Source organism: Enterobacter chinensis (assembly GCF_034008295.1).
Taxonomy (GTDB): domain Bacteria; phylum Pseudomonadota; class Gammaproteobacteria; order Enterobacterales; family Enterobacteriaceae; genus Enterobacter; species Enterobacter chinensis.
Map to the genome: position 1 here is coordinate 206,330 of NZ_JARDVI010000001.1, position 16,610 is coordinate 222,939.

Annotated in this window: 18 protein-coding genes; 13 read left to right on the forward strand and 5 right to left on the reverse strand. The window is 53.8% G+C overall.

Annotation, left to right across the window (positions count from 1 at the left end):
- The first annotated feature begins 1 nt into the window (after position 1).
- From PYW49_RS01055 to fliB, 4 genes are all read left to right on the forward strand, one after another.
- Positions 2-949, forward strand: coding sequence for a fimbrial protein (locus tag PYW49_RS01055; protein WP_320385379.1), 948 nt, complete (start codon positions 2-4; stop codon positions 947-949).
- 11 nt (positions 950-960) lie between these two features.
- On the forward strand, positions 961-1,473 hold the full coding sequence (locus PYW49_RS01060) for a fimbrial protein (RefSeq protein ID WP_320385380.1): 513 nt from the start codon (positions 961-963) through the stop codon (positions 1,471-1,473).
- A 176-nt stretch (positions 1,474-1,649) separates the two neighbouring features.
- A complete protein-coding gene (locus PYW49_RS01065) occupies positions 1,650-2,291 on the forward strand; it encodes a helix-turn-helix transcriptional regulator (protein WP_320385381.1) in 642 nt (213 codons plus the stop codon).
- Positions 2,292-2,400: 109 nt separating this feature from the next.
- Positions 2,401-3,618, forward strand: coding sequence for a flagellin lysine-N-methylase (gene fliB / locus PYW49_RS01070; RefSeq protein WP_320385382.1), 1,218 nt, complete (start codon positions 2,401-2,403; stop codon positions 3,616-3,618).
- Positions 3,619-3,662: 44 nt separating this feature from the next.
- On the opposite strand, the gene fdhF is transcribed toward fliB, so the two are convergent.
- The 4 genes from fdhF to ycgZ all read right to left on the reverse strand — a co-directional run bounded on the left by fdhF (position 3,663) and on the right by ycgZ (position 6,876).
- Positions 3,663-5,813 carry a formate dehydrogenase subunit alpha gene (gene fdhF / locus PYW49_RS01075; RefSeq protein ID WP_320385383.1) on the reverse strand — a complete coding sequence of 717 codons (2,151 nt, stop codon included), beginning with the start codon at positions 5,811-5,813 and terminating at the stop codon, positions 3,663-3,665.
- 190 nt (positions 5,814-6,003) lie between these two features.
- Complete coding sequence (locus PYW49_RS01080) at positions 6,004-6,282, reverse strand: biofilm development regulator YmgB/AriR family protein (RefSeq protein ID WP_134349990.1); 279 nt, start codon at positions 6,280-6,282, stop codon at positions 6,004-6,006.
- Between the two features lie 29 nt (positions 6,283-6,311).
- Positions 6,312-6,632: a hypothetical protein gene (locus PYW49_RS01085; RefSeq protein WP_134349991.1), complete on the reverse strand. Its 321-nt coding sequence runs from the start codon at positions 6,630-6,632 to the stop codon at positions 6,312-6,314.
- 4 nt (positions 6,633-6,636) lie between these two features.
- On the reverse strand, positions 6,637-6,876 hold the full coding sequence (gene ycgZ / locus PYW49_RS01090; protein ID WP_029739771.1) for a regulatory protein YcgZ: 240 nt from the start codon (positions 6,874-6,876) through the stop codon (positions 6,637-6,639).
- A gap of 338 nt (positions 6,877-7,214) precedes the next feature.
- Here ycgZ and PYW49_RS01095 point away from each other — a divergent pair, with 338 nt between their 5' ends.
- The 9 genes from PYW49_RS01095 to ldtE all read left to right on the forward strand — a co-directional run bounded on the left by PYW49_RS01095 (position 7,215) and on the right by ldtE (position 16,294).
- Positions 7,215-8,435, forward strand: a complete 1,221-nt coding sequence (locus PYW49_RS01095) for a diguanylate phosphodiesterase (RefSeq protein WP_320385384.1) — start codon at positions 7,215-7,217, stop codon at positions 8,433-8,435.
- A 188-nt stretch (positions 8,436-8,623) separates the two neighbouring features.
- Complete coding sequence (locus PYW49_RS01100; protein ID WP_320385385.1) at positions 8,624-9,358, forward strand: MerR family transcriptional regulator; 735 nt, start codon at positions 8,624-8,626, stop codon at positions 9,356-9,358.
- 307 nt (positions 9,359-9,665) lie between these two features.
- Positions 9,666-10,034 (forward strand): Fe-S cluster assembly scaffold SufA, encoded by a 369-nt coding sequence (gene sufA / locus PYW49_RS01105; protein WP_008500631.1) that lies wholly within the window; start codon positions 9,666-9,668, stop codon positions 10,032-10,034.
- 8 nt (positions 10,035-10,042) lie between these two features.
- Entirely contained in the window at positions 10,043-11,533 is a 1,491-nt protein-coding gene (gene sufB, locus PYW49_RS01110; RefSeq protein ID WP_032657798.1) for a Fe-S cluster assembly protein SufB, read from the forward strand.
- A gap of 9 nt (positions 11,534-11,542) precedes the next feature.
- Entirely contained in the window at positions 11,543-12,289 is a 747-nt protein-coding gene (sufC, locus tag PYW49_RS01115; RefSeq protein ID WP_014831592.1) for a Fe-S cluster assembly ATPase SufC, read from the forward strand.
- The gene (gene sufD, locus PYW49_RS01120) at positions 12,264-13,535 is read left to right on the forward strand and encodes a Fe-S cluster assembly protein SufD (RefSeq protein ID WP_320385386.1); all 1,272 of its coding nucleotides are present in this window, start codon (positions 12,264-12,266) and stop codon (positions 13,533-13,535) included. The genes sufC and sufD overlap by 26 nt, the downstream gene beginning before the upstream one ends.
- Positions 13,532-14,752 (forward strand): cysteine desulfurase SufS, encoded by a 1,221-nt coding sequence (gene sufS, locus PYW49_RS01125; RefSeq protein ID WP_320385387.1) that lies wholly within the window; start codon positions 13,532-13,534, stop codon positions 14,750-14,752. The genes sufD and sufS overlap by 4 nt, the downstream gene beginning before the upstream one ends.
- Before the next feature lie 14 nt (positions 14,753-14,766).
- Positions 14,767-15,183: a cysteine desulfuration protein SufE gene (gene sufE / locus PYW49_RS01130; RefSeq protein ID WP_320385388.1), complete on the forward strand. Its 417-nt coding sequence runs from the start codon at positions 14,767-14,769 to the stop codon at positions 15,181-15,183.
- A 97-nt stretch (positions 15,184-15,280) separates the two neighbouring features.
- Positions 15,281-16,294 carry a L,D-transpeptidase LdtE gene (gene ldtE / locus PYW49_RS01135; RefSeq protein ID WP_320385389.1) on the forward strand — a complete coding sequence of 338 codons (1,014 nt, stop codon included), beginning with the start codon at positions 15,281-15,283 and terminating at the stop codon, positions 16,292-16,294.
- Between the two features lie 60 nt (positions 16,295-16,354).
- On the opposite strand, the gene lpp is transcribed toward ldtE, so the two are convergent.
- Positions 16,355-16,591 (reverse strand): murein lipoprotein Lpp, encoded by a 237-nt coding sequence (gene lpp, locus PYW49_RS01140; RefSeq protein ID WP_001082307.1) that lies wholly within the window; start codon positions 16,589-16,591, stop codon positions 16,355-16,357.
- Between the last annotated feature and the right edge of the window lie 19 nt (positions 16,592-16,610).

Sequence of the window (16,610 nt, forward strand, 5' to 3'; positions counted from 1 at the left end):
TATGAAAGACATAAAGATAATTTTATTCGTGTGCTTACTCTCCGGCTGGAATATAGCCCGTGCCGGCACCTGCACCACCATCGTTCCGCAGCTGTCTACGCTGGCGGTGGGAACCATTAACGTTCAGCGTGATGCGCCGGTTGGGACGGTCATCTTCTCCGGTGCGGCGACAGCGACGGGGGCGTATCTTACCGGGTGCAGCAACCCGTTCATGCTGGGGTTTAGCATGCGGTACAACAATGCCACGCTGAGCAGCTACGGTAATCACGTTTACAATACGAATCTCAGCGGTATTGGCATTCGTTTTTCGTCCGGCAATACCTTTGATAACCCGAGCAATACGTTCTCTTATAGCGCGCAAACCTCCTATGTGAACTGGTTTGGTGGAAAAGTCGAACTGGTGGTGACGGGGCCGGTAGAATCGGGTGATTTAGCGCCGGGCATTATCGGCGTCGTGACCATTCAGGGAAGCGACGGCGTTTACCGTGACGGCCTTCCCACGCAGCTCACCTCAGGAACCATTAGCGTCCTCGCATGCAGTATTAACACGCCTCAGCTAACGTTTGCCTTTGGCGATATTCCGGCTTCAGCGTTCACAGGCGGTGTGGGAACCACGCCTGCGGGCGTACAGAATACGCAAAATCTGGGATTAAACTGCAGCGCCGGTACCAATATTTCGGTCTCGCTCAGCGGAATACAAAACCCCGACAGCGCCAATAACAGCGTAATGGCATTAACGGGGCAGGGGAGTGCCGGTACGGCTAAAGGTGTCGGCGTGCAGCTTTTATATAACGGTACGCCGCTGGTATTGAACAGCCGTCTTTTATTAAAACAGTCTGCGGGCGGGCAGGAGACGCTCCCGTTAACGGCGCGTTATTACCAGACATTAACCGCCGTCGAATCAGGCTCGGCCAATGCATCTGCCACGCTTAATATAACCTACCAGTAACAGGTAACAGGATGAATATACGGCACAAGAAAATACTCATGCTTATGTTGCTGAGCTGGGAGGTGTTATCCGCCGATAGCGTCAGTGTCGGTGTGACGGGAAATATCGTGGCCTCTCCCTGCATATTTAATGGCGGGAATACGCAGCTGGATATTAATCTCGGCAATATAGAGGCGACCAATATGGCGACGCCCGGCTCCTCATCCGACCCGGTACCGTTCACTCTGTCGTTTACGCAATGTCCGGTAGGGACGCGCAGCGTGAGGGTGTCGTTTACCGGCACCCCCGATCCCGTGGCCGGCGCGGACTACTACATGAACAGCGGCTCGGCGACAAATGTGGCGGTTGCCATGCGTGAGGCCGCAACGGGGACGCTAAAGGGAACGGGTTCCAGCATCACGCAAAATATTGCGGCAGACAGAACCGCCACGATGGCTATGCAGGCTGCGGTCAAATCGGTTAGCGGTGGTGCGACGCCGGGGAGTATCAGTGCAGTCGTTGTGATGACGATGCAATACAACTAAGACACAAGCGTGTTGATATACCCGTCATACTTCAAGTTGCATGTGCGTTGGCTGCACTCGTTCACCCCAGTCACTTACTTATGTAAGCTCCTGGGGATTCACTCCCTTGCCGCCTTCCTGCAACTCGAATTATTTAGGGTATAAACCTTATTGATTAACAGACATTGGTGCTCGCTATGTTGAATATCCTGATTCAAGAAACAGATCGATTTTTTCACCATGGACTGCAGCGTTTCTTTATGGAGTTCTTTTGGCGCAATTTTAAGCGACAGATCCATTTTGGTGATGAGCTAAGCTACGATAACGTCAGTACGGCGGATATTATCGTTATTACGTTATGCCATGGGGAGACGCTCACCTGTCTTCCTGAATTACAGGCGCGACAAAAAGGTATCGTGATAGGGCTGGTTGAGGATGCACTGCGTTTCTCTGTATTGCCGTCCTGTTTTCAGGATATTATTTTTATTCCCCGCAGTGCCTCGCTCGATCATCTAAGCCAGATATTGTTTATCGCCTGGTATCGCATGCAATCTCCCGGTTATATCTGGAAGAAAATAAGCTGTTCCGAGTGTCAGTATAAAATATTATCGCCGCAGCAAATTCGTATTATGGTAAATTTTTACAGGGGGTTATCGGTGGTGCAGATTGCCCGTGCGCTGAAGATGAGCGATAAAACCGTCTTTACGCATAAGTATATGATGATGCAAAAATTCAATCTGCGAAGTGATTTCGAACTGATGGCTCTGATTCGCAAAATGGTGGAGAAGAAGAGTCACCCGAACATGTTGCGTGACTATCTGGTCAATAATTATGGATAATGTGCCCCTTTGATGCAGTGAATTACAAAACATAGTGCACGGTTATGCACCTATAGAATAGCGTGTGCGTCATGGTACTTTTTATGCTTTATATAATGACGCCTTCGCTATGCAAATTCATAAAACCATCAAGCCGATTTTTGTCTGTAAGTTTCAGTGTGTTGGGCCCGAGTGCTTAATGTCATGCTGTCGTGGCTGGACGATCAATATTGATAAGAAAACCCACCAGAAATATGTCCTCTCCTTACACGCAGGCATTGCCGCCATTGCCAAAGAGAATCTCATCCTTCAGCGAAAGGGCAAGAGCAACTATTCCAGAGTCAGGCTCAACGAAAAAGGGGACTGTCCTTTTATCGATGAAAACAAGCTCTGCATGGTACACCGCGATTTAGGGGAAGAGGCGCTCTCGCATACCTGTAGCACCTATCCCCGGAGTTCAACCCGCTATCAGGATGAGACACGGCATACGATGACGCTCTCCTGTCCGGAAGTGGTGCGACGCGTGCTGTTTGACCCGGATGCCATGCTGCTTCAGGAGCAGGATGAGTTAGTAGCGCGTTACAAAACAAACCTGATTGGGCAGCGTCAGTCTGTCTCGCAGACGCAGCAGGTGATCCATCTTTTTGCCTGGAATTTAATCCAGTCGCCTTCCCGTAACATTGAAGAGAATTTAATGGCGCTGGCACAGTTTATTCTCTGTCTTCAGCACGTTAATTTTGATTTGCATAATAAATTTTCTGAAGTGGAAAATTTCTACGGGGCGTTACTCAATGAACTTCAGAGCGGAAAATCGCTGATCGATTCCGGTAATCTGACCAATTCAAACGCGATGAAATATCTGGCTTTGTCCGTGATGGGGACCAACGTGGCGAAAGATTCGGCCCGGGACGGATTTATTCTTGAAGGGCATCAGCAAATTGCCGCGTATCTGAATATTGCCGGTTCAGACGACGCTGCTGAACTGGAGGCGAAATTCGACAAGATTAATCAGCAGTGGCATAAATTGTGTGAGGATTCCTGTTTGTCAGAACCTTACGTGTTACGCAATTATCTGCTGTATAAACTCTACAGCAGCTATTTCCCCGGCAAAAATACGGCAACCGTCATGCGTCAGTTTTATCGTGTGGTACTGGACTTCTTCTATGTCAAATTCATTCTCAGCGTAAAATCGATGCAGGGTGAAATCGACCAGCAGGTAGTGATGAAAACCATCGCCAGCCTTTCAGAAAAGACCATGCACAATAGCACCATAGATGCGCGCATGGACTTTGCGATTGATAAAATCAACGGCGGCGATGATTTATCCTGCTTGTTGTTGATTGGATAAACGCGCAAGAGGCCGGGTACGCACAGCGTTACCCGGCTTTTTCCTCAGACATTCACCGCATCGATCAGCCGCGATTTCATGGACTGATACGCAGACGCCGCAAAGTCCTCCGCCCAGCGCTGATCCTCAATCGCCTCCAGCTGCACCGCGCAATACTTCGTTTCCGGCGTTTTGGAGATAGGGTCGAGGTTATCCTGGGTCAGCTCATTGCAGGCGCCAATCCACCACTGATAGGTCATATAGACGGCCCCGGCGTTGATACGCTCGCTGATGCTGGCGCGGGTAATCACTTTGCCGCGACGCGAACGCACCCACACCAGCTGTCCGTCGGTAATACCCAGTTTGTCCGCATCGGCAGGGTTCATTTGCACCCGGCCCGGCTCGTCGGCCAGACTTTGCAGCGCGGCGCAGTTCCCGGTCATGGAGCGGCAAGAGTAGTGTCCCACTTCACGTACCGTACAGAGCACCAGCGGATAGTCGTCATCAGGCGTTTCCGCCGGCGCGCGCCACGGTGCGGCAAAGAGCTGCCCCTTACCGCTCGGGGTGTCAAACTGATTGTCTTTGTACAGGTACGGCGTGCCCGGATGATCCAGCGTCGGGCACGGCCACTGCACATGGCCCATTTCGCCCATTTTTTCATACGTTACGCCGTAGAAGAGCGGGCACAGCTCGCGCATCTCATCCCAGATCTGCTGGTTGGAGTCATAATGCATCGGGTAGCCCATCTCGGTGGCGAGCAGGCTGATGATTTCCCAGTCGCGCTTCACGTTGCCGCTGGCCTCAATGGCTTTGCCAAAACGCTGGAACCCACGGTCAGCGCAGGTAAAGACGCCACCGTGTTCACCCCAGGAGGTGGCAGGGAGGAGAACGTCAGCCACCTCTGCCGTTTTGGTCATAAAGATGTCCTGAACCACGACAAAATCGAGCGCTTCAAAACCGCTGCGCACCAGGCCGAGATCGGCCTCAGTCTGAAGCGGGTCTTCCCCCATGATGTAATAGGCTTTGACCTTGCCCTCCAGCGCAAGGTGAGGCACTTCGGTAATGCGCGTTCCGACCCGATCGTCCATCCTGTTGACGTCAATCCCCCAGGCATCGGCGAACTTCTGCCTGACCGCCGGATCGGTAACATCCTGATAGCCTGGAAACATATTCGGCAGAACGCCCATGTCACAGGCACCCTGTACGTTATTTTGACCGCGCACGGGCCCGACGCCGACGGCAGGTCGTCCAAGATTACCGGTCAGCAGCGCCAGGCTTGAAAGCCCTTTGACCACATCGACGGCCTGACCAAACTGGGTCACGCCCATTCCCCACATCACGGTAGCGGAAGGGGCCGCCGCGAAGGTGCGCATCGCCTGGCGAACGTCACGGGCGGGAATACCGGTGAGATGTTCGACCTTCTCCGGCGCATAGTCTTTCACCGTCTGCCGGTAGGCCTCAAGCCCTTCCGTAAAACGCGCCACGTAGCTTTTGTCGTACAGATCCTCTTCCAGCAGCACGTAGCCAAAGGCGTTAACCAGCGCCATGTTGCTGCCGTTTTTCAGCTGCAGATGTTGGTCGGCAATACGCGCCGTTTCAATGCGCCGCGGATCGCAGACGATAATTTTTGCGCCGTTTTCACGCGCTTTCAGCACGCGCCGGGCGACGATAGGGTGGGAGTCCGCGCAGTTGTAGCCAAATACCAGCAGGCATTTTGAGTTTTCAATATCGTTGATTGAATTGCTCATTGCGCCATTGCCGAGCGTCTCCTGTAGCCCGGCCACGGAAGGACCGTGACAGACGCGCGCGCAGCAGTCCACGTTGTTGGTGTTCAGCACCGCGCGGGCAAATTTTTGCATCACATAGTTTGTTTCATTGCCGGTTCCGCGGGAGGAACCGGTGGTCATGATCGACCGCGGACCGTGCTGCGCTTTAATGCTGCTGAGCTTGTGGGCGGTGTAGCGGATAGCCTCTTCCCAGGTAACGGGGGTGAATGCCTCGCCTTTGTGATAACGGATCATCGGCTGAGTCAGGCGCGGGGTGAGCAGACGGGTATCGTTGAGGAAGTCCCAGCCGTAAAATCCTTTCAGACACAAGGTGCCCTGGTTTGTTACCCCCTCGGCCGCTTCGGCACGGATGATACGGTTATTTTCAACGACAAGGTTTAATTTACAGCCTGCACCACAGTACGGGCAGACGCTGGCGATCTTTTTCATCAATAACAGACCTGTTAAGAAATGAAGCAAAGTTGACTGGAATACCCAGTCCCGTAAACGGAGGGTAGCAGGATCCGTGCCAGGATGACTTTGCTGGTTTTACAGGGTGTTATGCGGGGAGAGCGCGTGTCATCGTCAGGCCGATCGTCAGTTTTGACGATGACACGTTAGGTGCGTTGAGTGCAGGAACTTAGAGGTCGTCCATCGTGTAGCCCACCACGATTTCCAGGGTCTTACGAATCACATCCGCCTGAACCACATCATTTGTGGCTTCCAGGGTCTGAATGAGCCAGAGGATGATCGCTTTATTTGACAAATGCCCCTCGGAGGCCAAAACACAGCGTACTGCAGTAGAAAAAATAGCGGACTCTTCAGCAAAACGATCGCCTGCGTGACGGAAGTATTCCGACAGCGCACTGTCTAAAAAAGCAGAATGGTATTCGGGTTGAAGCTGAATATTTTGTCTCATTTGTTCTCACCGTAGCTGTTAAATTGCAGTCAATGTATTTTTTTGGGATCGGACGGTTTTCCACTTCCAAATAACGGCACAACATTGTCTCTGTTATCGTTGAGAGGTCCCTCTCTATTCGTTCGTCCTTGCGCGGTTCTGCGACGCGTAAATGCGATGCTGTTTGAGCCGATCTCGGCAATCACCACCGCAAGAGTCTCCCGCCGCCGGGGATCCTTTTCATGTTCTTTCATGCTCCGCAGACGCTGCAGCAATCCTTCGGTTGTCACTGGCCCCCGCTCTTTCAGAAGAGAGAGAACGGCTTCACCGATAAGCTGGTCGATCAGTCTGTCTGCGTTACTGCTATTCATCACGTTACCGTTCGAAGAGCAGACCAAGCAGCATGTGGTAATGCTCTTCCTCTTCCGGCCCATCGGCTCTTTCGAGGCGGCTGAGCAGTTTGGTACAGAGCGATTTGCGGTTAAGGTTTCGCCCGTCGCTGAGAATTTCGACAACCACCTGGCCAAGCGTCTCCTGTTGGGTAGGAAGCGCGGCCTTTTCGAAGTACTGTGCGATCGCTGCTGCGGAATCTGTGGCGTAACCTTTCTGCTGCATGTTTCGCTCCTGTAAAATTTTGTAATCACTAACGTTACATTTAAGGTATACATAATTCCTAAATCTGTACATTAAAAATGTACAGATTTTTTATATTTTTATGATATATTTTATAAAATACTTTATTTTCATGGTGTTATTTGATTGTTACGAAGCGGTAACGTTACAGGATATATTGTACAAAAAGGTCAGGTGCGGGTAAGTTGTACAGGGCGGAAAAATGTAGCATTAACTCCTGTAAATGGTTGAGATGTAAATTATTTGTCAGGCAATTAATATGCTATACATGATCCTCATCCACCTTTTTTGTGGTCAAAACCCTAACCCCCAGGAATAGCATGCTCACAACCATCATTTACCGCAGTCATATCTGCGCGGACGTTCCAGTGAAAGCGCTGGAAGCAATGGTCGCTGCTGCCAATAGTAAAAACCGGCAATCCAATGTCACGGGGATCCTGCTGTTTAACGGCACACATTTTTTCCAGCTGCTTGAAGGGCCAGTGGAGCATGTTTCTGCCATCTATGAGCAGATCTGTAATGACCCGCGCCACCATAACGTGGTGGAGCTGATGCGCGATCACGGGCCTGTCCGGCGTTTTGGTAACGTGGGAATGGAGCTTTTTGATTTGCGCCAGTTCGACAGGGATGAGGTGTTACAGCAGGTGCTCAACAAAGGGACGACGCGTTACAAGCTGACGTATAACGACCGCCCTCTGCAGTTTTTCCGCACGTTTGTCGAAGCTACGGAAAAAGCCAACTACTTTGAACTACCACCGGCGGATTCATGGGATTTCGTTCCCGAAGAGACGCGCCTGTCCGCGCAGCCCGAGGTGGTCGCGAAAGGGGCAGATTGCAGCTTTGCATTCCAGCCGATTGTCGATCCGTTTATGCAGCAGGTCGTCTCCTGGGAGGCACTACTCCGCTCCCCTGATGGCGGCTCGCCTGGCGTCTATTTCGCCAACCGCCCGCGTGACGAAGTGTATGCATCTGATTTGCAGAGCAAGCAGGTGGCGCTTTCCATGGCCAGCGCGCTGGGGTTACAGGACCAGACGTTATCTCTTAACCTGCTGCCCATGACGCTGGTTAACATTCCCAATGCCGTGGATTTCCTGCTCACCGCGATTGAAGCAAATGGATTTGTGCCCGAGCAAATTGTGGTGGAGTTTACCGAAAGCGAGGCTATTTCCCGTTTTGATGAATTCGCGGATTCGGTCAGGCAGCTCAAAAGTGCGGGCCTCAGCGTGGCGATCGATCACTTTGGCGCCGGTTTTGCGGGGCTACAGCTTCTGGCTCAGTTCCAGCCGGACAGAATTAAGATTAATCGCGATCTGGTCGCGAACGTGCATAAAAGCGGTCCCCGACAGGCCATTATTCAGGCGATTATCAAATGCTGTTCCTCGCTTGAGATCCAGTTCTGCGCGGTGGGTGTGGAGAAGGCGGAAGAGTGGATGTGGCTGGAGTCCGCGGGAATTTCCCAGTTCCAGGGACATCTTTTTGCCAGCCCCCGGCACGGCGGTATTCCGGCTATTGCGTGGCCAGAGAAAAAATTCGAGTTCTGACAAAGCTGTACACAATCGGGCAGAGTTAACTGTACGACTGGCAAATTTTATACAACAATGTATTGACAGGTGAAGGGAAGAGCACCCCATTCACCTGGTCAAAATGCGGCCTTAGTTATACAAATGGTGTGTACAATCTGATAAGGTTGGTGCAGTTAGGTATGGAAGTTCTGAGCGTGAGGGAGTTAATGGCCTATTACAGTATCGGCGAAGTGGCCGAACGATGCGGTATCAACCCCGTTACGCTGCGTGCCTGGCAGCGCCGTTATGGATTGTTGAAGCCGCAGCGAAGCGAAGGGGGTCATCGTCAGTTTGACGATGAAGATATCCTGCGCATTGAAGAGATCAAACGCCTGATGAAAACCGGCGTTTCGGTCGGAAAAGTAAAAGCCTTGCTGGAAAACAAGGAAGTGTTGACGCAGGGCAACTGGGTCTCTTTCCAGGAAGAGATGATGACCGTTCTGCGTTACGCCAGCCCGGCAAAGCTGCGCGCCAAAATAGGTGAGTTCCGCCGCGATCACGCGATGGATGCGTTGATTGACAATATTATCTCTCCCGTCCGTCAGCGAATGAACCAAGACCAAAACACCGTACGTCACATGGCGAGCCTGTTTGATGGCGTACTGATCGAATTCGCGATCGCAAGTCTGGCGGAGTCCCGCAAGAAAGCCGGAAAAGACGCTCTCCTTATTGGATGGGAATGCGATGACCGCACCCCTCTGTGGCTGGAAGCTGCGCGCTTATCGCAGAAGGGCTGGCACATAGACGTGCTGGCAGAACCGATTGACTCACCGCGTCCCGAGCTTTTCCCCGGGCAAAAAATCTTCGTCTGGACGGGGAAATCGCCAACGCCTCGCCAGCAGGAACAGCTAGATCACTGGCGTGAGCAGGGGTTTGCTGTCTCATTTCATCACGGATCCTGAGAGGCCTTAAGGGCCTTTTTTTGTTTTTGTCCCTTTCCTCACCAAAGCTATCTCAAAAATAGGCATTTCCGATGCATATTTTACTTTTCTCCTCTCTGCTATAAATGCCGTGACGAAATGCATTATTAATCAATGCATTGAACAAATAAATCCATCCTGACTGCATCCTTCCACAGGGTCTATGCTTAATAAAAGTAGCCAAAAAGGGCGGTTTAGATGAATGCCCCTGCTGACAGAGGGTTGAAGTGATAATCGTTATCACTAACATGGTGTTATACCCTGATGGCTTATCAGATGAGGTGGACCTATGGAACTGCATTCAGAAACCTTTAATCCTGCCGATTTTGCCTGGCGCGGTTTAACGCTCACACCGGCGGCGGCGGCACATATTCACGAGCTGGTGGCGAAAAAGCCCGAGATCCTCGGCGTGCGTTTAGGTGTCAAACAGACCGGGTGCGCAGGCTTCGGTTACGTGCTCGACACCGTTACCGAACCCGAGAAAGATGACCTGGTATTCGAAACGGACGGCGCAAAATTGTACGTCGCGCTGCAGGCCATGCCGTTTATCGACGGCACCGAAGTGGACTACGTCCGCGAAGGCTTAAACCAGTTATTCAAATTTCATAACCCGAAAGCCCAGAACGAATGCGGCTGCGGCGAAAGCTTTGGGGTATAGGCGGTACTATGTCTCGTAATACTGAAGCAACGAGTGATGTGAACACCTGGAGCGGCGGACACCTGAATTATAAAGAAGGGTTCTTCACCCAGCTGCAGACGGATGAACTGGCGAAAGGCATTAATGAAGATGTCGTTCGGGCGATCTCGGCGAAACGTAATGAACCCGAGTGGATGCTGGAATTTCGCCTGAGCGCTTTTCGGGCATGGCTGGAGATGGAAGAGCCGCACTGGCTGAAAGCGCATTATGACAAGCTGAACTATCAGGACTACAGCTACTACTCCGCGCCCTCCTGCGGCAGCTGTGATGACACCTGCGCCTCGCAGCCCGGCGCGGTGCAGCAAACCGGCGCGGAGAACAGCTTCCTTAGCAAAGAGGTAGAAGAGGCCTTTAACCAGCTGGGCGTGCCGGTTCGTGAGGGGAAAGAGGTGGCGGTGGACGCCATTTTTGACTCCGTCTCGGTGGCGACCACCTACCGCGAGAAGCTGGCTGAGCAGGGGATTATCTTTTGCTCCTTCGGCGAAGCCATTCACGATCATCCGGAACTGGTGAAAAAGTACATCGGGACCGTGGTGCCCTCTAACGACAACTTCTTTGCGGCGCTCAACGCAGCGGTCGCCTCCGACGGCACCTTTATCTACGTGCCGAAAGGGGTACGTTGCCCGATGGAGCTCTCGACCTATTTCCGCATCAACGCCGAAAAAACCGGTCAGTTCGAACGCACGATTCTGGTGGCAGACGAAGGCAGCTACGTTAGCTACATCGAAGGGTGCTCCGCCCCGGTCCGCGACAGTTACCAGCTGCACGCGGCGGTGGTAGAGGTCATCATCCATAAAGACGCCGAGGTGAAATACTCGACGGTGCAAAACTGGTTCCCCGGCGACGGCAATACCGGCGGCATCCTGAACTTCGTCACCAAGCGCGCGCTGTGCGAAGGTGAAAACAGCAAGATGTCATGGACCCAGTCAGAAACCGGCTCTGCCATCACCTGGAAATACCCGAGCTGCATCCTGCGCGGGGATAACTCCATCGGTGAGTTTTACTCGGTGGCGCTCACCAGCGGCCATCAGCAGGCGGATACCGGCACCAAGATGATCCACATTGGTAAAAACACCAAATCGACCATCATCTCGAAAGGTATCTCTGCCGGGCACAGCCAGAACAGCTATCGCGGGCTGGTGAAAATCATGCCGACGGCCACCAATGCGCGAAACTTTACTCAATGTGACTCAATGCTGATTGGCGCAGACTGCGGCGCGCACACCTTCCCGTACGTTGAGTGTCGAAATAACACCGCCCAGCTTGAGCATGAGGCGACGACGTCACGGATTGGGGAAGATCAGCTCTTCTACTGCCTGCAGCGCGGGATCAGCGAAGAAGATGCCATCTCAATGATCGTAAACGGCTTCTGTAAGGACGTGTTCTCTGAACTGCCGCTGGAATTTGCCGTTGAAGCCCAGAAACTCCTCGCCATTAGTCTTGAACACAGCGTCGGTTAAGGAAAGCACATGTTAAGCATTAAAGATTTACAGGTTAGCGTAGAAGACAAAGCCATCCTGCGTGGCCTCAATTTTGACGTTAAGCCGGGTGAAGTTCACGCCATCATGGGACCGAACGGTTCCGGGAAAAGTACGCTTTCTGCGACGCTGGCGGGACGCGAAGATTATGAAGTGACCCACGGCTCGGTCGAGTTTAACGGCAAAGATCTGCTGGAAATGTCCCCGGAAGATCGCGCGGGAGAGGGCATCTTTATGGCCTTCCAGTATCCGGTAGAAATTCCGGGCGTCAGCAACCAGTTCTTCCTCCAGACGGCGCTGAATGCGGTGCGCAAGTATCGCGGCCTGGAGGCGCTGGACCGCTTCGACTTCCAGGACCTGATGGAAGAGAAGATCAAGCTGCTGAAAATGCCGGAAGATCTGCTGACGCGTTCGGTGAACGTTGGCTTTTCCGGCGGCGAGAAAAAGCGTAACGACATCCTGCAGATGGCGGTTCTGGAGCCCGAGCTGTGCATTCTGGATGAGACCGACTCCGGTCTGGATATCGACGCCCTGAAGATTGTCGCTGACGGGGTGAACTCCCTGCGCGACGGCAAGCGTTCATTCATTATCGTCACCCACTACCAGCGCATTCTGGACTACATCAAACCGGATTACGTTCACGTGCTTTACCAGGGACGTATTGTGAAATCCGGTGATTTCACGCTGGTTAAACAACTGGAGGAGCAGGGCTATGGCTGGCTTACCGAACAGCAGTAATGCGCTCCAGCAGTGGCACCGGCTGTTTGAAGCCCAGGGCGGCACGCGCTCTGAACAGGCGCAGCAGCATCTGCAGCAGATGCTGCGGCTCGGCCTGCCGACGCGTAAGCATGAGAACTGGAAATACACCCCGCTTGATGGCCTGCTGAACGCCGAGTTTGTGACTCGCCTGGCGGATATTACCCCGGCGCAGCGCGACGCGCTGGCGCTGAATGTTGATGCCCTGCGTCTGGTGTTTGTCGATGGTCAGTTCCGCCCCGAGCTGAGCGACACGCTCAAGGAGAGCGGATTTGAGGTTGAGATTAACGACGATCGCCAGCGCCTGAGTGCTCCGGTTCAGCCTGAAGTCTTCCTGCACCTGACTGAGAGCCTGGCCCGCGGCGTGACGCATATCCGCGTGAAGCGTAATCATCGTCCGGCAAAACCGCTGCTGCTGATGCATATCACCCAGGGTCTGGACGGCGATGAAATTAACACTGCGCACTATCGCCACCATCTTGAGCTGGCGGAGGGGGCGGAGGCCACGGTAATCGAACATTACGTCAGCCTCAACGACCCCCGCCACTTTACCGGGTCGCGCCTGACGATGAACGTCGCCGCCAACGCCCAGCTTCACCATATCAAGCTGGCGTTTGAGAACCCGCAGAGCCATCACTTTGCCCATAACGACATTGTGCTGGGTCAGGATGCCGCGGCGTACAGCCATAGCTTCCTGCTTGGCGGGGCGGTGCTGCGCCACAACACCAGCACGCAGCTTAACGGTGAAAACACCACGCTGCGCATCAACAGCCTGGCGATGCCGGTTAAATCAGAAGTATGCGACACGCGTACCTGGCTGGAGCACAACAAAGGTTACTGCAACAGCCGTCAGCTGCACAAAACCATCGTCAGTGATAAAGGGCGCGCGGTGTTTAACGGCCTGATTAACGTGGCTCAGCACGCCATTAAAACCGACGGGCAAATGACCAACAACAATCTGCTGTTAGGTCGTCTGGCGGAAGTGGACACCAAACCGCAGCTGGAGATCTACGCCGACGACGTGAAATGCAGCCACGGCGCGACGGTCGGGCGGATCGACGACGAACAGATGTTCTACCTGCGTTCCCGCGGTATCGACCAGCAGGCGGCGCAGAAAATGATTATCTATGCGTTTGCCGCCGAACTGACGGAAGCGCTGCACGATGGTCAGTTAAAACAGCAGGTGCTGGCGCGTATTGGCCAGCGTTTGCCTGGAGGCGAAGCATGAGTTTTCCCGTCGAGAAAGTGCGGGCAGATTTCCCGGTTCTGACCCGTGAAGTAAACGGTCTTCCTCTGGCCTATCTGGACAGCGCGGCCAGCGCGCAGAAGCCGAATCAGGTGGTGGACGCAGAGGCCGAGTTTTATCGCCACGGTTACGCCGCCGTACACCGGGGGATCCATACGCTCAGCGCAGAAGCCACCCAGCGCATGGAGAACGTGCGCACGCAGATTGCCGCCTTCCTCAATGCACGTTCACCCGAAGAGCTGGTGTTTGTGCGCGGCACGACGGAGGGGATCAACCTTGTCGCCAACAGCTGGGGCAACGCGCAGGTCCACGCGGGGGATAACATTATCATCACCCAGATGGAGCACCACGCCAATATCGTACCGTGGCAGATGCTCTGCGAGCGCGTTGGCGCGCAGTTGAGGGTAATCCCGCTCAACGTCGACGGGACGCTGCAGCTTGAGCAGCTTGACGCCTTGCTGGATGACCGCACGCGGCTGGTGGCGGTCACCCAGGTCTCCAACGTGCTGGGGACTGAAAACCCGGTGGCAGAGATTGTAGAAAAAGCCCATCAGGCGGGCGCGAAGGTGCTGATTGACGGTGCCCAGGCGGTGATGCACCACGCGGTTGACGTCCAGGCGCTGGACTGCGATTTCTACGTCTTTTCGGGTCACAAGCTCTATGGGCCGACCGGGATTGGCGTGCTGTATGTGAAAGAAGACATCCTGCAGGCGATGCCGCCGTGGGAAGGGGGCGGGTCGATGATCGCCACCGTAAGCCTGACGGAAGGCACCACCTATGCCCGCGCGCCGTGGCGTTTTGAGGCGGGTACGCCCAACACCGGTGGGATTATCGGTTTGGGGGCGGCGGTTTCTTATGTCTCCGCAATCGGCCTTGATAGCATTCAGGAGTACGAACAGCTGCTGATGCACTATGCGCTTGCGGAGCTTGCCAGCGTGCCGGATCTGACCCTCTACGGACCTGCTGACCGGCAAGGGGTGATCGCGTTTAATCTTGGGAAACACCACGCCTACGACGTGGGCAGTTTCCTCGATAACTACGGCGTAGCAGTCCGTACCGGGCATCATTGCGCCATGCCGCTGATGGCGTTTTACCAGGTACCGGCAATGTGCCGCGCGTCGCTGGTGATGTACAACACAACGGAAGAGGTCGACAGGCTGGTGGCGGGGCTAAAACGCATTCACCAGCTGCTGGGCTAACGGAGAAGCGAAAGATGGCAGAGCTGCCTGACAAAGATAAATTACTGCGTAACTTCTCGCGTTGCGCAAACTGGGAAGAGAAGTATCTCTATATCATTGAGCTGGGACAGCGCTTAGCGCCGCTCGGCGAAGAGGCGCATAGCCCGGAGAATAGTATTCAGGGCTGTCAGAGCCAGGTGTGGATTGTCATGACGCAGTCGGATGACGGCACTGTCGAATTACACGGCGACAGCGATGCGGCAATTGTAAAAGGGCTTATTGCGGTCGTCTTTATTCTTTATCACCGGATGTCGGCGCAGGATATTGTCGCGTTCGACGTCCGCCCGTGGTTTGAAACAATGGCCCTGACCCAACACCTCACCCCGTCCCGTTCTCAGGGACTGGAAGCGATGATTCGCGCCATCCGCGCCAAAGCTGCAATCCTTAGCTAGACTAACAGAACAGCATTCATTCTGTTTCGCGAGGTGGTTCCCGCCTCGCTGGTTTTTCAGCTTTCTGGCATTCTGCCAGTGAATAAGGAATCTCAGCATGAAGCGCGCGTCTCTAATAACTCTATTACTCCTCAGTTCGCTCGGTGCACTTAATTCGGCCCGTGCGATGGACTATCCGTTGCCGCCCGCAGGCAGTCGTCTGATTGGGCAAAATCAAACCTACACGATACAGGAAGGGGATAATAAGCTGCAGACCATCGCCCGCCGGTTTAATACCGCGGCGCAGGTGATCCTGGAAACGAACAATACTATTGCGCCGGTTAACCCTGCGCCGGGAACCGTCATTACCATCCCGTCGCAGATGCTGCTGCCGGACACGCCGCGCGAGGGTATTGTGGTTAACCTCGCCGAGCTTCGGCTCTACTACTTCCCCCCTGGAGAAAACATTGTTCAGGTTTTCCCGCTCGGCATCGGACAGCTGGGGCTTGAAACACCGGTCACGACCACGCGCGTGAGCCAGAAAATCCCTAATCCCACCTGGACACCCACACCGGGCATCAGAGCACGCTCTCTGGAGCAGGGAATTAAATTGCCTCCGGTAGTACCTGCCGGGCCAAATAACCCTCTGGGACGCTTCGCACTGCGTTTAGGTGTGGGCAATGGGGAATATCTGATCCACGGCACCAGCGCGCCGGACAGCGTCGGTCTGCGGGTCAGTTCCGGCTGTATGCGGATGAATGCCCCGGATATTAAAGCCCTGTTCGAACAGGTACGGGTGGGCACACGCGTACAGATTATCAATGAACCGGTGAAGTTCTCCGTTGAGCCGGATGGCAAACGCTATATTGAAGTCCACCGTCCGCTGGCGCAGGCAGAGGGAGAAAACCCGCAGGTCTCGCCAATTACCCATTCCGCAGACTTTGCGAGCTTTGTTTCTCAGTCTGGAAGCGATAAGGCGCTTATTAATAAAGCCCTGTCACGCCGTGCCGGGATCCCGGTTGTCGTGTCGTCGGGTAGCGGCCCGTCAGCCAGTAATAACGTGTTGTCTGTGCAGAACAGTCGGGTGCCTGCAGCGGTAGCGGAAAATGAAGGGGAGAAGGTGACGCAGTAGGGGTTTGACGCAGGCAAAAAAAATGGCGCACAATGTGCGCCATTTTATTAACAGGTACTATTACTTACGGTATTTAGTAGCCTGGTTGTCCAGACGCTGGTTAGCGCGAGCTGCGTCGTCTTTAGCAGCCTGAACGTCGGAACGCATTGCGTTCACGTCGTTGCTCAGCTGGTCAACTTTAGCGTTCAGAGTCTGAACGTCAGAAGACAGCTGATCGATTTTAGCGTTGCTGGAGCAACCAGCCAGCAGAGTAGAACCCAGGATTACCGCGCCCAGTACCAGTTTAGTACGATTCATTATTAATACCCTCTAGATT